This is a genomic window from Riemerella columbina (genome assembly GCF_030517065.1).
GTDB classification, from domain to species: Bacteria; Bacteroidota; Bacteroidia; order Flavobacteriales; family Weeksellaceae; genus Riemerella; species Riemerella columbina_A.
Genome location: NZ_CP103950.1, coordinates 1,745,093 through 1,762,688 on the forward strand (window position 1 = coordinate 1,745,093; position 17,596 = coordinate 1,762,688).

Consider the following 17,596-nt stretch of genomic DNA (forward strand, 5'->3'; position numbering starts at 1 on the left):
TTTGTGGCTATGAAAAAAGCAATCCTTTTATCGCCATTATTGCTATCTACGATGGCTTTGGCGCAGTTTAACATCAGCATAGAAGCCCCCGATAGTTTTTCTAAAAAAGAGGTTATGGTCTATACTTTGAATGGTTCCAAAGACTTCTTAACCGCACAAGCACAAAAGAAAAACGGCAAGTGGAACATCCAAATTCCTCAGGCTTACCACGGGATGCTTAGGGCTTATTTCCCTGACAACAAGCAATCGGTTAATTTCATGTCCGAAAACCAAGAGGTCAAAATTAAATTGGATACCGATGGGCAAAATATCAAGAAAATTGATTACCAAGACCCTGCCAACCAAACGATGTATCAACTTTTGCAAAATAATCAAAAAAAGGAAAGAATACTGCCTGTTTTATCTCAAATTAAAGGTTTTTATAATGATAATTCCGCTTTTGACCAAGCATTAGCCGCAGAAATCAATCGGCTTAATCAAGCTAAAATGGCGGGGCAAAATTTATCGCAATATCCTTTTATTCAGTATTATTTTGAGCATACGCTTTATGCCAATCAAAATCCTGAAAAGCCCCTAACGGCAGATGATTACATCCAATTTCTATCTTCCAGCAATGAGTTTTTAGAAACCTCATCGCTCCTCAAACCTACCCTCCTCAACTTCCTGCGTTCTTTATCCAAAGAGCAAATAGATCCCAAAGTAGGGCAACTTTTGGAAGCCGTTAGCGTGGAATCGCCAAGAGGGCAAACTATATTGGCAGAGTTGTTAGATATTTTTGAAACTTATGGCTTAGAAGAGGAAAAAGATAAATATTTCAAACTTGCATCCAATCTTAAATGCGAAATCAATAAAAATCTAAAAAGTAGCCTCACTTCAATTAAAAACACGATGGTGGGCAGCACTTTCCCTGATTATACCTTCACGAGCAACCTTAAAAATACCAAGGCTAAAAAGCTCAGCGATGTAAAAGCCAGCAAAAAATTGGTGTTATTCTGGGCATCTACTTGTCCGCATTGTATGTCTGAATTGCCACAGATTTTAGAAAAATACCCACAGCTAAAACAGCAAGGCATCGAGGTGGTGGCGTTTTCCTTAGACCAAGATGCTCAGGCTTACCAAAACACCGTTGCCTCTTTACCATGGATTAACGATTCTGAGCTGAAAGGCTGGGAAAGTAGCTACGCTGAAACTTACAATGTGCACGCTACGCCAACTTATTATCTTTTAGATGCTCAGGATAAAATTATAGACAAGCCACATAACTTTAAAGCCTTTTTAGGCACAATAAATTTGAAATAAATTTTGGTGGGATAAAAATATTTTCTATATTTGCACCACTCAAATGGCGAGGTAGCTCAGATGGTTAGAGCGCAGGATTCATAACCCTGAGGTCACGGGTTCAATTCCCGTCTTCGCTACCAAGTTTAACAATCGGTGTATCAACAGAATACACCGATTTTTTTATGCCCACTTCCCCAAAATTTTAGCCTCAAATACAAAACCAAAAACCACAATTTCATCAATTATTGACCTCTACCCCTCACCTATTTTAAGAGGTGATGAGCATTTTCAAGGATAAAAAAGGCTTGTTTTCGACGGCGCACTACACCATTTGGGGTATAGTTTAAATCATCTATACCCTAAAAAAGGCAAACTTAAACGATTGTTTAATTTCACCCCTCACTACAAAGCGTTTATTGATGGGCTAAATGAAGCGCTATGCCCTATAGTAAAGGGCTGGCAGCAATGTGGAAAACTTATAAGCCTAATAACCAAAATTTTAAGACTTATCGCAGGGTTTTGTTTTCTTTTTCAAAGAGGATTCTCTATTTTTGTAATCCACGCTTTGGGTTCGCAAGTTGAGGTTAATCCCTTATAAATCTATAACTTAGCAATGTATACCACAAAAGCTGGCTTTGTTTAACCTTTTAACAGCACAAAAAATGGGAATATTTGATAAGCGTATCAGCTACAAGCCGTTTGAGTATCCAGAAGTATTACAATTTGTGGACTCCATCAATAAATCATTTTGGGTACATTCCGAAGTAGACTTCACTGCCGATGTGCAGGACTTCCACTCGCAGTTGGAGCTGCACGAGAAAAATGCCATTAAGCACGCCCTATTGGCGATTGCTCAGATTGAAGTCTCCGTAAAAACCTTCTGGGGCAATCTCTACAACCACCTGCCTAAGCCAGAATTCAACGGGTTGGGATCCACCTTTGCAGAGTGTGAGTTTAGACACAGCGAGGCCTACTCTCGCCTTTTGGAAGTGCTGGGCTACAATAACGAATTCCTAAATGTGGTGGAAATTCCTGCCGTTAAAAAGAGAATAGACTTCTTAACCGAAGTCCTTAAACACGCCAACTCCACGCAGCCGAAAGAGTATGTATCTTCATTGCTCTTATTTTCTATTTTGATAGAAAATGTGTCTCTATTCAGCCAGTTTGCTATTATTCTCTCTTTCACGAGGTTTAAGGGGTATATGAAAAATGTGTCCAACATCATCGCGTGGACCAGTGTAGATGAGCAAATCCACGCTAATGCGGGCATCTACCTCATCAATAAAATCAGAGAAGAGCAACCCCACCTCCTTACCGAGGCGGATATAGAGGACATCTATCAGCTGGTGGACACCTCCCTGACGGTGGAAGCCGAAATTTTAGATTGGATTTTTGAACTGGGCGAGATTGACAAAGTTTCTAAAAAAGACCTCCTCAACTTTATGAAATATAGAGTAGATGACTCCCTAAAAAAAATCGGGATGAAACCGAGATACAACATCACCGCAGAGGAATACAAACCGATGCAATGGTTTGAAGAAGAGGTGTTTGCTAATTCTTTAGATGATTTCTTCGCTAAGCGCCCTGTGGACTACACCAAGCACGACAAACCGATTACAGAAAATGATTTGTTTTAGCTTCTCCATCAAAGCAGAAAAACAACATCACCCACAAAATCAGCATTAAACCTATAATATAGAAGCATATACGACAATGGAAGAACAGCATATATGGTGGCTCAATGAAGAGTCTGAGCAAATGCTCAACAGAGGTTACCTCCTCAAAGGCGAAACGGTACACGGTGCCATTAAAAGAATTACCACGGCGGCAGCCAAAAGGCTCTACAAGCCGGAGCTACAGCCAGCGTTTGAAGAGATGATCACCAAAGGGTGGATCTCCTTTTCCTCCCCAGTTTGGGCGAATATGGGAACCCAGCGCGGACTACCGATTTCGTGCTTTAATGTCCACATCCCAGACAGCATAGAGGGCATTACCCACAAAATGGGCGAAGTGATTATGCAGACCAAAATTGGGGGCGGTACTTCGGGCTACTTTGGAGAACTCAGACACCGTGGCACTGCCGTAACCGACAATGGAAAATCCTCTGGTGCTGTCTCTTTTATGAAGTTGTTTGACACCTCTATGGATGTGGTGAGCCAAGGTGGCGTGCGCAGGGGCGCCTTTGCCGCTTATTTAGATATTGACCACGGCGATATTGAGGAGTTCCTTTCTATTAAAGACATCGGCAGCCCAATTCAGAACCTGTTCATCGGCGTTTGCGTACCAGATTATTGGATGCAAGATATGATAGATGGCGATATTGAGAAAAGAAAAATCTGGGCAAGAGTCTTAGAAAGTCGCCAGCAGAAGGGCTTACCGTACATCTTCTTTACCGATAATGTCAATAGAAACAAGCCTCAAGTCTATAAAGATGCAGGGCTGATGATTAACGCCAGCAACCTTTGCTCCGAGATTATGCTCCCTTCCACCGCAGATGAATCCTTTATCTGTTGCTTGTCTTCTATGAATTTAGAACTCTTTGATGAGTGGAAAGATACCAATGCTGTCAAGCTCGCTATTTATTTCTTAGACGCTGTACTCTCCGAGTTTATCGAAAAAACCGAAGGCAACTATTACCTGCAAGGCGCGCGCAACTTCGCAATTAAGCATAGAGCGTTGGGCTTAGGCGTGCTGGGCTATCACTCTTACCTTCAGAAGAATAGAATTCCGTTTGAGAGTTTTGAAGCCACCCAGTTTAACGCCCGTGCCTTCCGCCACATCAAGGAAGAAGCCGAGGCAGCCTCCCAAGAGCTCGCCAACATCTACGGCGAACCCGAAATGCTCAAAGGCTATGGCAGACGCAATACTACCCTTATGGCGATAGCGCCAACCACCTCCAGCTCGGCTATTTTAGGGCAAACATCGCCAGGGATAGAGCCTTTTGCCTCCAACTACTACAAGGCGGGCTTAGCCAAAGGAAACTTTATGCGGAAGAACAAATACTTGGCACAACTGTTAGAAGAAAAAGGCTTAGACAATGAGGAAACTTGGCGCAGTATTATGCTCAACCACGGCTCTGTACAGCATCTGGAAGGGCTAACCGATGAGGAAAAAGCGGTGTTCAAAACCTTTAAAGAAATATCTCCAATGGAGATCATCTCCCAAGCCGCCCAGCGCCAGCAGTACATAGACCAAGCGCAATCCCTCAACCTCCAAATCCCGTCTAATATGCCAGTAAAAGATGTGAACTACCTGATGATAGAGGCATGGAAGAAAGGCGTAAAAACCTTGTACTACCAAAGAAGTTCCTCTGTATCTAAGGAGATGATGGTCAACTTCGTGAACTGTACCTCCTGTGAGGCGTAGGAATGAGGAGAAGCTTTAATCAATGGAAATCCGCTTCTGCACTAACTTTGATGAATAAAAAGCTCTCATTAAAAAAGTTTATCTTTGCGCTATGTTAAAATGGATTAAAAAGCAACTCGCTTTAACTTGGGCTAAAATACACCAAAAGCAGGTGGCTAAAGCAGGACAGCAGGCGGCGCAACATCAGGAAGCGCTATTGCTCCAAATGGTAAAAACTGCCGAGAAAACGCTTTTTGGGAGAGTCCATCATTTTGAAAATATTAAAACCATTCAAGATTTTCAAAAGCAAGTGCCCATTACCGATTATGAGGGCTTAAAACCTTATATCGATAAGATGAAGCGAGGGCAAGCCCATATCTTGTGGACTGGCACTCCTGAATATTTTGCAAAAACCTCGGGGACCACTTCTGGGGCTAAATATATTCCGATTTCTAAGGAGGGAATGCCGTTTCAAATCCAAGCGGCACGGTCGGCGCTATTGCATTATATTGCGCAGAAAAACAATGCCAATTTTGTTAATGGCAAAATGATTTTCCTACAAGGTTCGCCCGAATTAGAGGAGGTTTATGGCATTAAAACAGGGCGGCTCTCGGGGATTGTGGCGCACCATATTCCGCATTATCTCCAAAAAAACAGGTTGCCCTCCTACGCGACCAACTGCATAGACGATTGGGAAACGAAAATCCACAAAATCGCTGATGAAACAGAACACGAGGATATGCGGCTGATTTCGGGCATTCCACCGTGGCTCATTATGTATTTTGAAATTTTGGTGGAGCGCCACGGCAAGCCTATCAAAGCGCTTTTTCCAAATTTACAACTTATCGTAACAGGGGGCGTTAATTACGGACCTTACCGAAAAAAAATGGAACAGCTCTTGGGCGGCGCCGTTGATATTGTGCAAACCTTCCCTGCCAGTGAAGGCTTTTTTGCATTTCAAGATGATATTTCTAAGGAAGGGCTTTTGCTACTGGCCCAGCACGGTATTTTCTATGAATTTGTGCCGTTGGCAGAGTTTGGAAAACCAAATGCGCCTTGCCTGACTTTAAAAGAGATAGAGCTTCACCAAGATTATGCAATGATCATCACTACCAATTCTGGGCTTTGGCGCTATGCTATCGGCGATGTGGTGCGGTTTATTTCTAAAAATCCTTACCGCATTTTGGTGAGTGGCAGAACCAAGCATTACACCTCGGCTTTCGGTGAGCATGTGATTGCCTACGAGGTGGAAGAAGCGATAAAAAGGGCGATAGCCAAACATCCTGCACAGATTACAGAGTTCCATTTGGCACCGCAAGTAACGCCAGCGCATCAAGAACTGCCCTACCACGAGTGGCTGATAGAATTTCAGCAACCACCAGCAGATTTAAAGGCTTTTGCCGCAACACTCGACCAAGAGATGAAAAGTCTCAACACTTATTATGATGATTTAATCCAAGGGAAAGTGCTGCAACCGCTCAAAATTACACCGCTTAAAAAAAATGCCTTTCATCATTATGCAAAATCCGAAGGCAAGCTGGGCGGACAAAATAAAATCCCAAGACTGGCGAATGATAGAACCATCGCTGAATTTTTAGAAACCCAGCGATTAGATTAGCAACTTTCTCATCATAACTTTTAAACCCCAATCTCTTGAAAATCCAGTTAGAACCCTTAAAAACCCTAAGAAATACCGAGTTCCGAGCGCTATTATTGGGGCGTTTTTTTCTTATTTTAGCTTTCAGAATGATGGCTACGCTCTTAGGTTGGTGGGTTTATCAACTGACTAAAAACCCTTTATCCATTGGGCTTATCGGACTTTCGGAGGTGGTGCCTGCCGTTTCTACAGCGCTCTACGCAGGGCATGTGATTGATATGAACGAGAAAAAGAAAATGCTCCTCCTCTGCAACTACGCTTATATAGTGCTGGTGGGTGCGCTTATGAGCTTGGCATTTCTATCGCCGAAGCTCAACCTTACAGGCTACCAAACCACCTATTTTATTTATGGCATTATCTTTCTCACGGGGATTTGTAGGGCTTTTATTGGACCTTTGGTTCCCACGATGATTCCCAAAATTGTTAAAAAAGAAAACTTGCCCAATGCCATTACCCTCAACCAAGCCACTTTTCTCACCTCTTCCGTTTGCGGACACGCTTTGGGCGGCTTTCTCATTGCTTTAATTACAATCAAATGGACTTTAGCCGTGATCATCGGTTTGATGCTCTTCGCCTCTTTATTTTTCTGGAAACTCAAGCCTCAATCCTCTGAACACAACAAAAAAGAAGTCCAAATTTTGGAAAGTATGCGAGAGGGCATTGCCTATATTTATAAAACGAAGGAAATTCTGGGCGCACTCTGTTTAGATATGTTTGCCGTGCTGTTTGGCGGTGCCGTAGCGATGATTCCTGTCTTTGCAAGCGATATTCTCAAAGTGGGCGCTCAAGGTTTTGGATTGCTCAATGCCGCTTCGGACATTGGTTCTATGTGTATCATCATTTTGCTTTCCTTTGTGCCACTCAAACGACATCAAGGCAAAATATTACTGGTTGCCGTGGCTGGCTTTGGGCTGTGCATCATCGGTTTTGGGTTATCTAAACTCTATTGGCTTTCGTTTTTATTTTTGATGCTTTCGGGGATGTTAGACGGCATTTCTGTGGTGGTGCGAGGTACCATTGTCCAGCTGAAAACGCCTGACCATATCCGTGGGCGCGTGCTGAGCGTTAATTCTATTTTCATTATGTCCAGCAATGAGATGGGGCAATTTGAAAGCGGCGTAGCAGCGAAACTCCTCGGTGTGGTGCGTTCTGTGGTTTTGGGTGGCACAATGACCGTGCTGATTGCCCTCTCCGTGGGCTTATTCAATAAAAAACTAAGACAGATGAGTTACTAATGGGTTTTTATGATTTCTATCGCCCCATATCCAGTTGTTTTATTCTGAAAAAATACGGAACTTTGCACAAAATAAAGACTTATGCTTACTGTACTTTCTCAAAACGCCTCCTTAATAACGGAGTGGATTAACGATTTACGCAATGTAGATGTCCAAAACGACCGTATGAAATTTCGTAGAAACTTGGAGCGTATTGGCGAAATTGCAGCGTATGAAATCAGCAAACACCTGCCTTTTAACCCTGTTGAAATCACCACACCTTTGGCACAAATTAACTCCCAACAGATTAGTACCCAACCTGTTATCACAACGATACTAAGAGCTGGGGTTCCTTTATTTCAAGGCGTTCTCAATTATTTTGATAAAGCGGATTGTGGTTTTGTGGCGGCATATAGAAAACACGATGCCAACGATTATTTTAGCATTAAGCAAGATTATCTGACTTGTCCCAATATAGAGGGGCGGCCTTTAATTGTGGCAGATCCTATGCTGGCAACGGGCGCTTCTTTGGTGGAAGCCATTAAGGATTTATTAACCAATGGTACGCCTTCGCAACTCCATATTGTGGCGGCTATTGCGAGCCAAGAGGGCGTGGATTGCATCTCCAAAACCTATCCTGAGGCTTATCTTTGGGTGGGCGCTTTAGATGAAAAACTGACCTCAAAAGGCTACATTACCCCTGGGCTTGGCGACGCTGGCGATTTAAGCTACGGCGAAAAACTCCAACGCTAATGCAATGGCGTGAGCGTTAATACCACGCTGGCACCCTTCATCTCCCCTTTCATTGGTGGGGCTACTTTGGTTAATTTAATTTCTAAATGGGTCATTTGTGGAAAGCGAAGGCTCACTTTTTTGAGAATTCGCCCTGCGGCATGCTCCAACAATTGAGATGGAATCGCCATTTCCTCGTGGATGATATCGTTAATTTCCGCATAGCTAACGGTATCCGATAAACAATCCGTTTCGGCGGCTTTCCATAAATCTAAGTCGCATTTTAGGGTGATTAAATAATCTGTGCCGACGATGTTTTCCTCTGGCAACACCCCGTGAAATGCATAGATTTTAATATCTTCTAAAATAATTTGTGCCATATTCTATCACGCGTTAAAAGAATCGTCAATCAGTAGCGCGTAAGGAAATTCGTACTTCAGAGCGAGGTAAATTTCTTCTAAAAGCTGATATTGAGAATCCTCTTCGGCAGTTTCCTCCAATTCCGAAAAGAAAGTGTTTTCTTCTATAAATAAGATGGTTTTCTCTGGGTGGAGCATTTTAAGCACGCCTGCATCAGCCATAGTTCCAGTGAACAGTACTGTTTCTTGCGCTACGGTTTTCAGCTGTTCTGATACCTCTTTTAGCGTTCCCACAAAGTCGGCTATCGCTTGGCTCGCCTCCACTTCTTGGGAGGTGTGCACGGCAACCCAGATGTTTTTTTCGGTTTTTAATTTTGAAATTTCATCTACCAATTGCTCGGACTCTGGCAATTTCAAATCTTCAAATAAAGCCAAATCAGGCACAGGAAGATTGGCATTTTTAAGGTTATTTTCGTCTTTCATTGGTTTTAATTTAAAAATTCTTGGAGTGCAGTTTCTATTTCTTTTTGAGCTTGGTGGAGTTCATCATTAACAATCACTCGGTCAAAATGCGCTTGATAAGTCAGCTCCTCTTCAGCTTTTGCCAATCGGGTTTTGATGGTTTCCTCGCTATCGGTGCCTCTTTGTTTTAAACGGCGCTCCAGCTCTTCCACATTGGGCGGCGCCACAAAAATGGAAAGCGATTGGTCTTTAAAAATCTTTTTCAGATTAACGCCTCCCACCACATCTACATCAAAGATGACCACCTTACCAGCCTGCCAAATGCGTTCTATTTCGGACTTTAGCGTGCCATAATATTGGTCTTGATAAACCTCTTCATACTCCACAAAAGCCTCTTCACCAATCTTCTGGCGAAAGTCTTCTGGCGAGAAAAAATAATAATCTTTGCCGTGTTGCTCTACGCCTCGGGGCGCCCTTGTGGTAGCAGATATGGAAAATTCCAGCATAGGGAATTGCGCTAAACAATGCTTCACCAAAGTGGTTTTTCCGCTTCCTGATGGCGCCGAAAATATAATGACTTTATTCAAAATAAATGGTTTTTAAAAGTTATAAAACATTGAGGGTCTGCTCTTTAATTTTCTCCAAATCATCTTTCATCAAGACTACTAATTTTTGGATTTGAGCGTGGTTGGCTTTGGAACCCAGCGTATTGATTTCCCTGCCGATTTCTTGGGCGATGAAGCCCAACTTTTTACCGTTGCAGGTTTCATTTTGCATCACTTCCTCATAATAATTCAAATGCTGAGAAAGCCTTACTTTTTCCTCTGCAATATCCAGTTTTTCAGTATAATACGCCATTTCTTGATAGAAGCGGGTTTCATCGATTGCCTCAAATTCTTGCAGCGTTTTTTGGTATTTTTCTTTAATCGCGACCATTCTTTCACGTTCATAAGGCGCCACTTCTGCAAGGTACTGCCGAATATGATTCAAATTGTTCTGCAATTCTTGGTGTAAAGATGCCCCCTCCGCCTCGCGAAATTCTATCAATCTGGTTATGGCTTCGTTCAGTAATTGCTCTATAAATGCCCACTCTTCCTCGGTGATGGCTTCCGTTTTTGCGGTGGTGCTATCGGGAAGTTTCATCGCGATTTTTAGGAGTTCATACTCTGGCGTTTCTGTACCGCTAACGGCTTTCAGCTGCGCCATATAGTCTTGGAGAACGCTTGTATTAAGGGTAATTTGGCTCTCTTGCACCAGATTTTCTACATTAAAATAGACATCTACCTTGCCCCTAATCACCCGCTCTGAGAGTATTTTTTTTAAGGTAAATTCCTTTTCTTTATACACCGAAGGCCATCTGAGGTTGACATCCAAACTCTTGCTATTGACCGCCCTTAGGTCTATGCTTATTTTTTTATTTTCAAAAACGCCTTCGGCTCTCCCGAAGCCTGTCATAGATGCTATCATACCCAATATTATGTTGCAAAGATAAAAATTATTCATTGAATACGGCACCTCGCCCGCCCATCCTTTTTTTATGCAGAAGTGGTATTCACGACAGTGATTTGATATCCAATGAAAAAATTATCGTCCTTTATAAGTTGGTTTTCTCTTCTCTATAAATGCTTGGACGCCCTCTAAAAAGTCCTCTGTTTCTGCGACATCTTGTTGTAAAATACTCTCTAAATCCAACTGTTCCGAAAGGTTATTTTGCTCCGCACGGTTGAAGGCTTTTTTGGTTAAACCCAGTGCCACCGTAGGCTGATGGGCAATATGGGACAGCAATTGGAGTGCTGCATTTTCAAATTCTTCATCCTTAAATACATCGGCAATAAGCCCTCTCATCAGCGCCTCTTGTGTGGAGATTTTTTTGCCTGTATATGCCCAATAATGTGCTAATGAGCGCCCAACCAACTTCGGTAAATAATAAGTACCCGCCGTATCTGGGATAAGACCTATATTAGAAAAAGCCATAGAAAAATATGCAGATTCTTTAGCCACGGCAAAATCACAGATGAGAGCGAGCATCGCCCCAGCACCCACCGCAGGACCGTTCACCAAAGCGATAACGGGCTTTTTACATTGCACAATCGCCTTGACCAATGGGTTATAATAATCAATAATGATGCGCTGTATAAAACGCTCTTCATTTAATTCTTCTTTATAATGCAAGGCTTCTTTCAAATTCTGCCCTGAGCAAAACGCAGCCCCACGCCCACTAATCGCAATGCAGCGCACATGTTCATCCGCATCTGCCTCTTTGATGAGTTTGAGCAATTCCTCAAGCATCGTTCTATTAAGGCTATTATAAGTCTCGGGCTGATTTAAATAAACGATTTGTAAAGCGCCCTCAAAATGGGTTTCTACATCAATGGTCTTATACATTTTAATACGATTTTAGATTTCAAATATAATGATTTTTTTGAGGTGATAAAAATTAAAAACGAGACCTCAATTGAACTGCCCTCTACCGCTTTATTTTTAGCAAGCCTCTTGATTTTAAATTGAAAAAACGAAACTTATTGTCTAATTTGGTTAAAAATACTATCTTTAAACTCTGAAAAAAACGAGTATGGATTTACAATTTAATAAAAACGAAGATCTTAATAAGCTGAAACTCTCTGCCATTAACCAACTTTTGAGCAAAATAAAAGAAGGTGGCGGTAAAAAGCGTTTAGAAAAATTAAAAAGCGAGGGCAAAATGACTGCCAGAGAGCGTATAGATTACCTTTTAGACCAAGGCAAAGACAGCATTGAAATCGGGGCTTTTGCAGGCTATGAGATGTATGAAGAACACGGCGGTTGTCCAGCTGGTGGCGTGATAGTAAAAATAGGATATATCTCTGGTAAACAATGCATTGTGGTTGCTAATGATGCCTCAGTGAAGGCTGGTGCTTGGTTCCCCATTACAGGGAAGAAAAATCTGCGCGCTCAAGAAATTGCGATGGAAAATCGCCTGCCTATTATTTATTTGGTGGATTCTGCGGGGGTATACCTCCCAATGCAAGATGAAATTTTCCCTGATAAAGAGCATTTTGGGCGTATTTTTCGGAATAATGCGAAGATGAGCGCTATGGGCATCATTCAAATTTCTGCCGTGATGGGCAGTTGCGTGGCTGGCGGTGCCTACCTTCCCATTATGAGCGATGAGGCGATGATTGTTGATAAAACAGGTTCTATATTTTTGGCTGGTAGTTATTTGGTCAAAGCCGCCATCGGCGAAAATATAGACAACGAAACCTTGGGAGGCGCTACCACGCATTGCTCCATTTCTGGCGTTACTGACTACAAAGCGAAAAATGATCAAGATGCCTTAGACCGCATTAAAAATATTATGAAATCCATCGGTGATTTTGAAAAAGCGGGGTTTGATAGGATTGAAAGCTTCCCTCCGAAAGAAAATCCAGAGCATATTTTTGGCATCATCCCAGCGGCAAGATCGGAGCAATATGACACTTATGAAATCATTAAATGCCTTGTAGATCAATCTGAATATGAGGAATATAAGCCCGATTATGGCAAGTCTATCATCTGCGCTACCGCGAGGATTGATGGCTGGAGCGTGGGCATTGTAGCCAACCAAAGGAAATTGGTCAAGAGTGGCAAAGGCGAGATGCAGTTTGGTGGCGTTATCTACTCTGATTCCGCTGATAAAGCCACGCGATTTATTGCCAATTGTAATCAAAGAAAAATTCCACTGGTTTTTCTCCAAGATGTTACAGGCTTTATGGTGGGGTCTAAATCTGAACACGGCGGCATTATTAAAGATGGTGCCAAAATGGTGAATGCCGTTTCTAACTCCGTGGTGCCTAAATTTACCATCATCACAGGGAATTCTTATGGCGCGGGCAACTATGCGATGTGTGGCAAAGCCTATGACCCTCGCCTGATTGTGGCTTGGCCTTGGGCGGAATTGGCGGTTATGGGCGGTACGCAAGCGGCAAAAGTTTTAGCGCAAATCCAAGAAAGCACTTTGAAAAGACAGGGCAAGGTAATCACCGAAGAAGAGCACAACCGCATCTTAGACGAAATTTCCAAAAAATACCAAAAACAAACCGAACCTACCTATGCGGCGGCACGCCTCTGGACTGATGCCATCATCAATCCTTTGGATACCCGAAAGTGGATCTCTATGGGGATAGAAGCTGCCAACCACGCACCTATTACTGAGAAATTTAATTTAGGCGTTATTCAGGTATAATGTTATAACGATTATAAAATTATTGATAAAACTTCTATTATATGGTATAATAGAAGTTTTTTTATGGGGTGTTTTTCTTTAATATGTTATAATTCAGTTAATGTTTTTTGTATGCTATAAATAAATAGTGTAAATTTGCTAAGTATTTATAAATTATATTGATATGAAAATATTTATTAACTTATTTTTTTCATCTTTATCAGCATTGGCTTTTGCTCAATGCCAAATTGATGGACAGAGTGAAATTGTATTAGGAAGCTCCGCCTCTTATTCAATAGAGAAGGAAGCCGCTCAATGTAAAGAATGTCATTTATGGAAATCTGGAGATGCTAATATTCTAAAACTTGGTAGTGAAAAAAGACTCAATACGATAGAGGTAACGGCTCAGCAATTGGGTTCTACTGTTCTTTCTATTTCTTTCTTATCCCCTTCTGGCACTAAAGAATGTCAAAAGGAGGTTAAAGTGATCGCTCAACCTCAAAAGGAGATTGTTGCCGCTCCCAAGCCTACCAACGATTCTTGCGATATTGATATTTCGGATTTTAAGGAGGTAAAAATCAATGATGGTCATATTATGATGCTTCCGCTAGGACAGGATAGTAATACGCCGTACCAATATCTATGGGATATCACTTACTTCAACAATCAAGCTTTTAAGTTTAAAGAAAAAACGCCTAATGTTAGCTATAATATCAATGATGGCATTAAGGATATTAAGCTGAAAATAACCAGTAAAAAATGTATTAAAGAACTCAGCAAAGCTTACCAAACAACTTTTTGGTATTATCTCTAAATCGATTTAAAATTATTATAAAAAATAACTCCCTACCTTGTTTAAGATAGGGAGTTATTTAATAATACTACTATAATTTATTTTACTGCTAATCTTCTCTCATAGCGTAAGTAGAACATATAACCTACAATTATCATTATACCTGCAATAAACAATAGCGATGTATATTGATCCACAGGGACATCGTCTGGCTCACCAGGACCTACTACCCCAATATTTCCGCCTTGTCTGCCATTAGGTTGTGGCATATTGTTTGGCATAGCGTACTCTTGTGCTTTATTTAAATAAAAGAACAATAATGCTAATAGATAGGTTAATCTATTTAATACTAATTTTAAATTTATTTTTTTCATCATTATCGTATTACTTTGTTACTATTTTTTGTGAGAAATTTTCACCTTTATCTGATACTGCAGTTACTACATAAGCCGCTTTATTGTTTTTTGGAAGTACAATTTCAAAAGCTTCTTGTGTATTAACATTATCTTTTGATAATACTACTCTACCTAGCATATCATATACCTTAACCTCTGCAGTTGTCCACGCTGTTCCAAAGTATAATTTATGAACCTTAGCTTCTTCATCATAAACCACTTGGTTTTTAGAAGTTTCTACTTTAACCACATCCTCTTTTAATACTTTAGGTTTTCCATAGTATAAACCAAAATCCGAAACTGCAACAGGTATAGTAGCACCTTGTTTAATTTCTACAAACTGTTCTCCTGCCTTAATATAAAATTTTTCTCCTGACGATAATAATGATTGATTATCTGCTAGTAACTTAGCGTTCTCTCTAATCTCAAACTGGAAAAATCTAATTTTATCACTAAATATAGACAATGCAACTTCTTTTCCTTTGAAATCATTTTCATTTGCCTCGTTGATGTACAACAAATATTTGTCTTCTAAACTTTTATCAATACCACCATCTATATTTTCTTCATAAGTTCCCATTATATTTTCTGGAGGTGTCGTAACTTGCGCTGTTACTTGTCCTGCTTTAGGCTTACCTGTAACAGCGTCATTATAAACAGCAAAATAACTTCTAGATAGTTTGTTCCCATTTTCATCTAACGCGATAATACCTAACTGTTTTACTGTAGAGGCTCTTGATATTTTTTTATTAAAACTTTGGAGCTTATTATCAATTCTATTAGACTGCCCTGTTACAGTAGATACATTTTCAGGTCTAATTTGATATAAAAAACTTCTTAATTTATCAAAATCCAACTGTGCCTCTGTATTATCTTTTAGTTTAATCACAACCGTTTGCATAGGTCTTACAACAGCTTCTGAAACATCTCCTAAAGCCCTCCCTGAACTATCATAAGTAATAAAAAGTGCGTTTGTTGCCTTAGTTGAACCTTTTCCAGTTGTAATAACACCTCCTGGATCTAATCTAACCCCACGAATATTTGGGATAGCTTTCCCCAAATATCCTAAATCTATATTAGTCAGGAAAGGATTACCAAATTGATAAATATTCTTACCATAGTTTCCTGTCCACATCTCTCCATCTGATTCTGCAAAATTATCCTGCAAGTAAGTGTTATATTTTTCTCTATATTTGTTCCTTTTAGTTCCGTTTGGTCCAAAATCAATATTAGCACCTGCTCCAGATAGCGTTTCAGTAATTCCGTCTACATAAGGAACGCCCTTTACCACATAAACCCCTCCATTAACGCTTGTAGTAGACGGATCAAAATCCTTAGCACCTAACATGAAATACATCGTGTTAGTTGTCGTTTGGCTTGTCACCCCTTTATTCTGAGCGTATACCTCTGCATTTTTATAATATAGAATTTCATTTTGAGAATACCTTTTATCTTCAAAAGTCTTACTAAATTCACTATTAAGATCGGCTAAATTCTTTTGATAAAAAGGGAGAGCTATCTGCTGGTAGGTTCCATGTTTTTTATCCAAATATTCTTTATCTACAATACCTGTCACATCAGTCTGTGCTACACCAGTAATGTACAATTGACCATATCTTAAAGCATTTACATTCTTATCTGTTATTCTAAGAATCAAGTTACCTCCGTCTGTTTTAGCGGTTGCGTTAGTATTAACTGTTTTGAAACCACCACCATTTATCATGATGTTACCAGAATTATCGATAACGCCATTACCTATAGTCTTTACTTCTCCTCCACTATACAATAGCGCTCCTTCTGTTACATAAACAGTCGTATTGGGAGTAACAGTTGTAAGCTGGGCATTAGAGAAACTTATAAGCCCTAAGCTTCCCAACAACAATAATTGTTTTTTCATTATTTATATTTGTTTTTACTGACATTTTTTCGGGTGCAAAGTTAAGCCAAGTTTTATAAATATAAAAATTTTTATAATACTTTTATTTAATTTTTACACTCGTTACCTCATCTATATTAAACATATAGTCTTCTAAAACTTTTTCTGTCGTTCCTCTAAGTCCTCGGGCGCCTAAGCCCTTTTCTATCGTCTCATCTACTATCTTTTCTAAGGCTTCATCGGTGATTTCTAAGTCTACACCATCCATAGCAAACAAGGCTCTAAACTGGTTCACAATAGAGTTTTTAGGCTCTTTCATGATTCTTATCATAGTTTCTTTGGTCAGTTTATCCAAATAGGTAATCACTGGGAAACGCCCTAAAAGTTCTGGAATTAGCCCAAATTTTCGCAAATCTGTGGCATCCACGTGGTGCAAAATCTGTGCCTCATCATCTTCTTTCTTTAATTTTTCTTTGCTAAAGCCGATGGCTTGCTTGTTGAGGCGGCGTTCTATAATCTCCTGAATGCCATCAAACGCACCACCTGCAATAAATAAAATATTCTGGGTATTAATCTGAATATATTTTTGGTCTGGATGCTTTCTTCCACCTTGTGGTGGCACATTCACGATGCTACCTTCTAACAGTTTCAAAAGCCCCTGCTGTACACCCTCGCCAGAGACATCTCTCGTGATGCTTGGGTTGTCTGATTTTCTGGCAATTTTATCAATTTCATCAATGAAAACAATGCCTTTTTCTGCCTTAGCCACATCATAATCCGCCACCATCAACAGCCGCGAGAGGATACTCTCCACATCCTCCCCCACATAACCAGCCTCGGTTAAAATGGTGGCATCTACGATACAAAATGGAACATTGAGCTCTCTTGCAATGGTCTTCGCCAATAGGGTTTTGCCCGTTCCCGTCTCGCCAATCATAATGATGTTGGACTTTTCTATCTCCACTTCTTTGTCCTCCTTTTCGGCGTGAAGGAGTCTTTTATAATGATTATAAACCGCGATGGAGAGCTGCTTTTTGGCTTGGTCTTGCCCAATCACATACTCATCTAACGTTCGTTTTATTTCCTTAGGTTTTTTCAGCTCCGCGATGGATTGCGCAGGAGAAAAGCCCGCTGTTTCTATATTGTTCTTCACGAAAGCGTGTGCCTGCTCTATGCAGTTTTCGCAGATTAGACCATTCTGTCCAGAAACTAACATCTGTACTTCGTTTCTATGTCTGCCGCAAAAAGAACATTGGTTGTTATTCATATTTTTCTATTTATCTGGTCGGTGCAGTGCTGCAC

Annotated in this window: 16 protein-coding genes and 1 tRNA gene; 9 read left to right on the top strand and 8 right to left on the bottom strand. The window is 40.7% G+C overall.

Annotated features, from left to right (window positions below):
- Window positions 1–9 precede the first annotated feature (9 nt).
- From NYR17_RS08180 to upp, 7 genes are all read left to right on the top strand, one after another.
- Window positions 10–1,299, top strand: coding sequence for a TlpA family protein disulfide reductase (locus NYR17_RS08180; RefSeq protein WP_302505226.1), 1,290 nt, complete (start codon window positions 10–12; stop codon window positions 1,297–1,299).
- Window positions 1,300–1,344: 45 nt separating this feature from the next.
- Window positions 1,345–1,421: transfer RNA gene (locus NYR17_RS08185), tRNA-Met, on the top strand.
- Window positions 1,422–1,943: 522 nt separating this feature from the next.
- Window positions 1,944–2,918 carry a ribonucleotide-diphosphate reductase subunit beta gene (locus NYR17_RS08190; RefSeq protein WP_302505227.1) on the top strand — a complete coding sequence of 325 codons (975 nt, stop codon included), beginning with the start codon at window positions 1,944–1,946 and terminating at the stop codon, window positions 2,916–2,918.
- Window positions 2,919–2,994: 76 nt separating this feature from the next.
- Window positions 2,995–4,647, top strand: coding sequence for a ribonucleoside-diphosphate reductase subunit alpha (locus NYR17_RS08195; RefSeq protein WP_302505228.1), 1,653 nt, complete (start codon window positions 2,995–2,997; stop codon window positions 4,645–4,647).
- A gap of 91 nt (window positions 4,648–4,738) precedes the next feature.
- Window positions 4,739–6,244 carry a GH3 auxin-responsive promoter family protein gene (locus tag NYR17_RS08200; protein WP_302505229.1) on the top strand — a complete coding sequence of 502 codons (1,506 nt, stop codon included), beginning with the start codon at window positions 4,739–4,741 and terminating at the stop codon, window positions 6,242–6,244.
- A 41-nt stretch (window positions 6,245–6,285) separates the two neighbouring features.
- Window positions 6,286–7,518: an MFS transporter gene (locus NYR17_RS08205; RefSeq protein ID WP_302507045.1), complete on the top strand. Its 1,233-nt coding sequence runs from the start codon at window positions 6,286–6,288 to the stop codon at window positions 7,516–7,518.
- Window positions 7,519–7,599: 81 nt separating this feature from the next.
- A complete protein-coding gene (gene upp, locus NYR17_RS08210; RefSeq protein ID WP_302505230.1) occupies window positions 7,600–8,250 on the top strand; it encodes a uracil phosphoribosyltransferase in 651 nt (216 codons plus the stop codon).
- Here upp and folB read toward each other — a convergent pair.
- The 5 genes from folB to NYR17_RS08235 all read right to left on the bottom strand — a co-directional run bounded on the left by folB (window position 8,247) and on the right by NYR17_RS08235 (window position 11,435).
- A complete protein-coding gene (gene folB / locus NYR17_RS08215) occupies window positions 8,247–8,609 on the bottom strand; it encodes a dihydroneopterin aldolase (protein ID WP_302505231.1) in 363 nt (120 codons plus the stop codon). The two genes, upp and folB, sit on opposite strands and share 4 nt — an antisense overlap.
- Window positions 8,610–8,615: 6 nt before the next feature.
- Window positions 8,616–9,071, bottom strand: a complete 456-nt coding sequence (gene nadA, locus NYR17_RS08220) for a quinolinate synthase NadA (RefSeq protein ID WP_302505232.1) — start codon at window positions 9,069–9,071, stop codon at window positions 8,616–8,618.
- A gap of 5 nt (window positions 9,072–9,076) precedes the next feature.
- Window positions 9,077–9,637, bottom strand: a complete 561-nt coding sequence (gmk, locus tag NYR17_RS08225) for a guanylate kinase (RefSeq protein ID WP_302505233.1) — start codon at window positions 9,635–9,637, stop codon at window positions 9,077–9,079.
- A 19-nt stretch (window positions 9,638–9,656) separates the two neighbouring features.
- The gene (locus NYR17_RS08230) at window positions 9,657–10,517 is read right to left on the bottom strand and encodes a YicC/YloC family endoribonuclease (protein WP_302505234.1); all 861 of its coding nucleotides are present in this window, start codon (window positions 10,515–10,517) and stop codon (window positions 9,657–9,659) included.
- Between the two features lie 117 nt (window positions 10,518–10,634).
- The gene (locus NYR17_RS08235) at window positions 10,635–11,435 is read right to left on the bottom strand and encodes an enoyl-CoA hydratase/isomerase family protein (RefSeq protein ID WP_302505235.1); all 801 of its coding nucleotides are present in this window, start codon (window positions 11,433–11,435) and stop codon (window positions 10,635–10,637) included.
- A gap of 187 nt (window positions 11,436–11,622) precedes the next feature.
- On the opposite strand from NYR17_RS08235, the gene NYR17_RS08240 reads away from it, so the two are divergent.
- Complete coding sequence (locus tag NYR17_RS08240; protein WP_302505236.1) at window positions 11,623–13,251, top strand: acyl-CoA carboxylase subunit beta; 1,629 nt, start codon at window positions 11,623–11,625, stop codon at window positions 13,249–13,251.
- Window positions 13,252–13,414: 163 nt separating this feature from the next.
- Window positions 13,415–14,044, top strand: coding sequence for a hypothetical protein (locus tag NYR17_RS08245; protein ID WP_302505237.1), 630 nt, complete (start codon window positions 13,415–13,417; stop codon window positions 14,042–14,044).
- Between the two features lie 77 nt (window positions 14,045–14,121).
- Here NYR17_RS08245 and NYR17_RS08250 read toward each other — a convergent pair whose 3' ends face one another.
- The 3 genes from NYR17_RS08250 to clpX all read right to left on the bottom strand — a co-directional run bounded on the left by NYR17_RS08250 (window position 14,122) and on the right by clpX (window position 17,561).
- On the bottom strand, window positions 14,122–14,400 hold the full coding sequence (locus NYR17_RS08250) for a hypothetical protein (protein WP_302505238.1): 279 nt from the start codon (window positions 14,398–14,400) through the stop codon (window positions 14,122–14,124).
- A gap of 7 nt (window positions 14,401–14,407) precedes the next feature.
- Window positions 14,408–16,315: a T9SS type A sorting domain-containing protein gene (locus NYR17_RS08255; RefSeq protein ID WP_302505239.1), complete on the bottom strand. Its 1,908-nt coding sequence runs from the start codon at window positions 16,313–16,315 to the stop codon at window positions 14,408–14,410.
- A gap of 82 nt (window positions 16,316–16,397) precedes the next feature.
- A complete protein-coding gene (gene clpX, locus NYR17_RS08260) occupies window positions 16,398–17,561 on the bottom strand; it encodes an ATP-dependent Clp protease ATP-binding subunit ClpX (protein WP_302505240.1) in 1,164 nt (387 codons plus the stop codon).
- Window positions 17,562–17,596 lie beyond the last annotated feature (35 nt).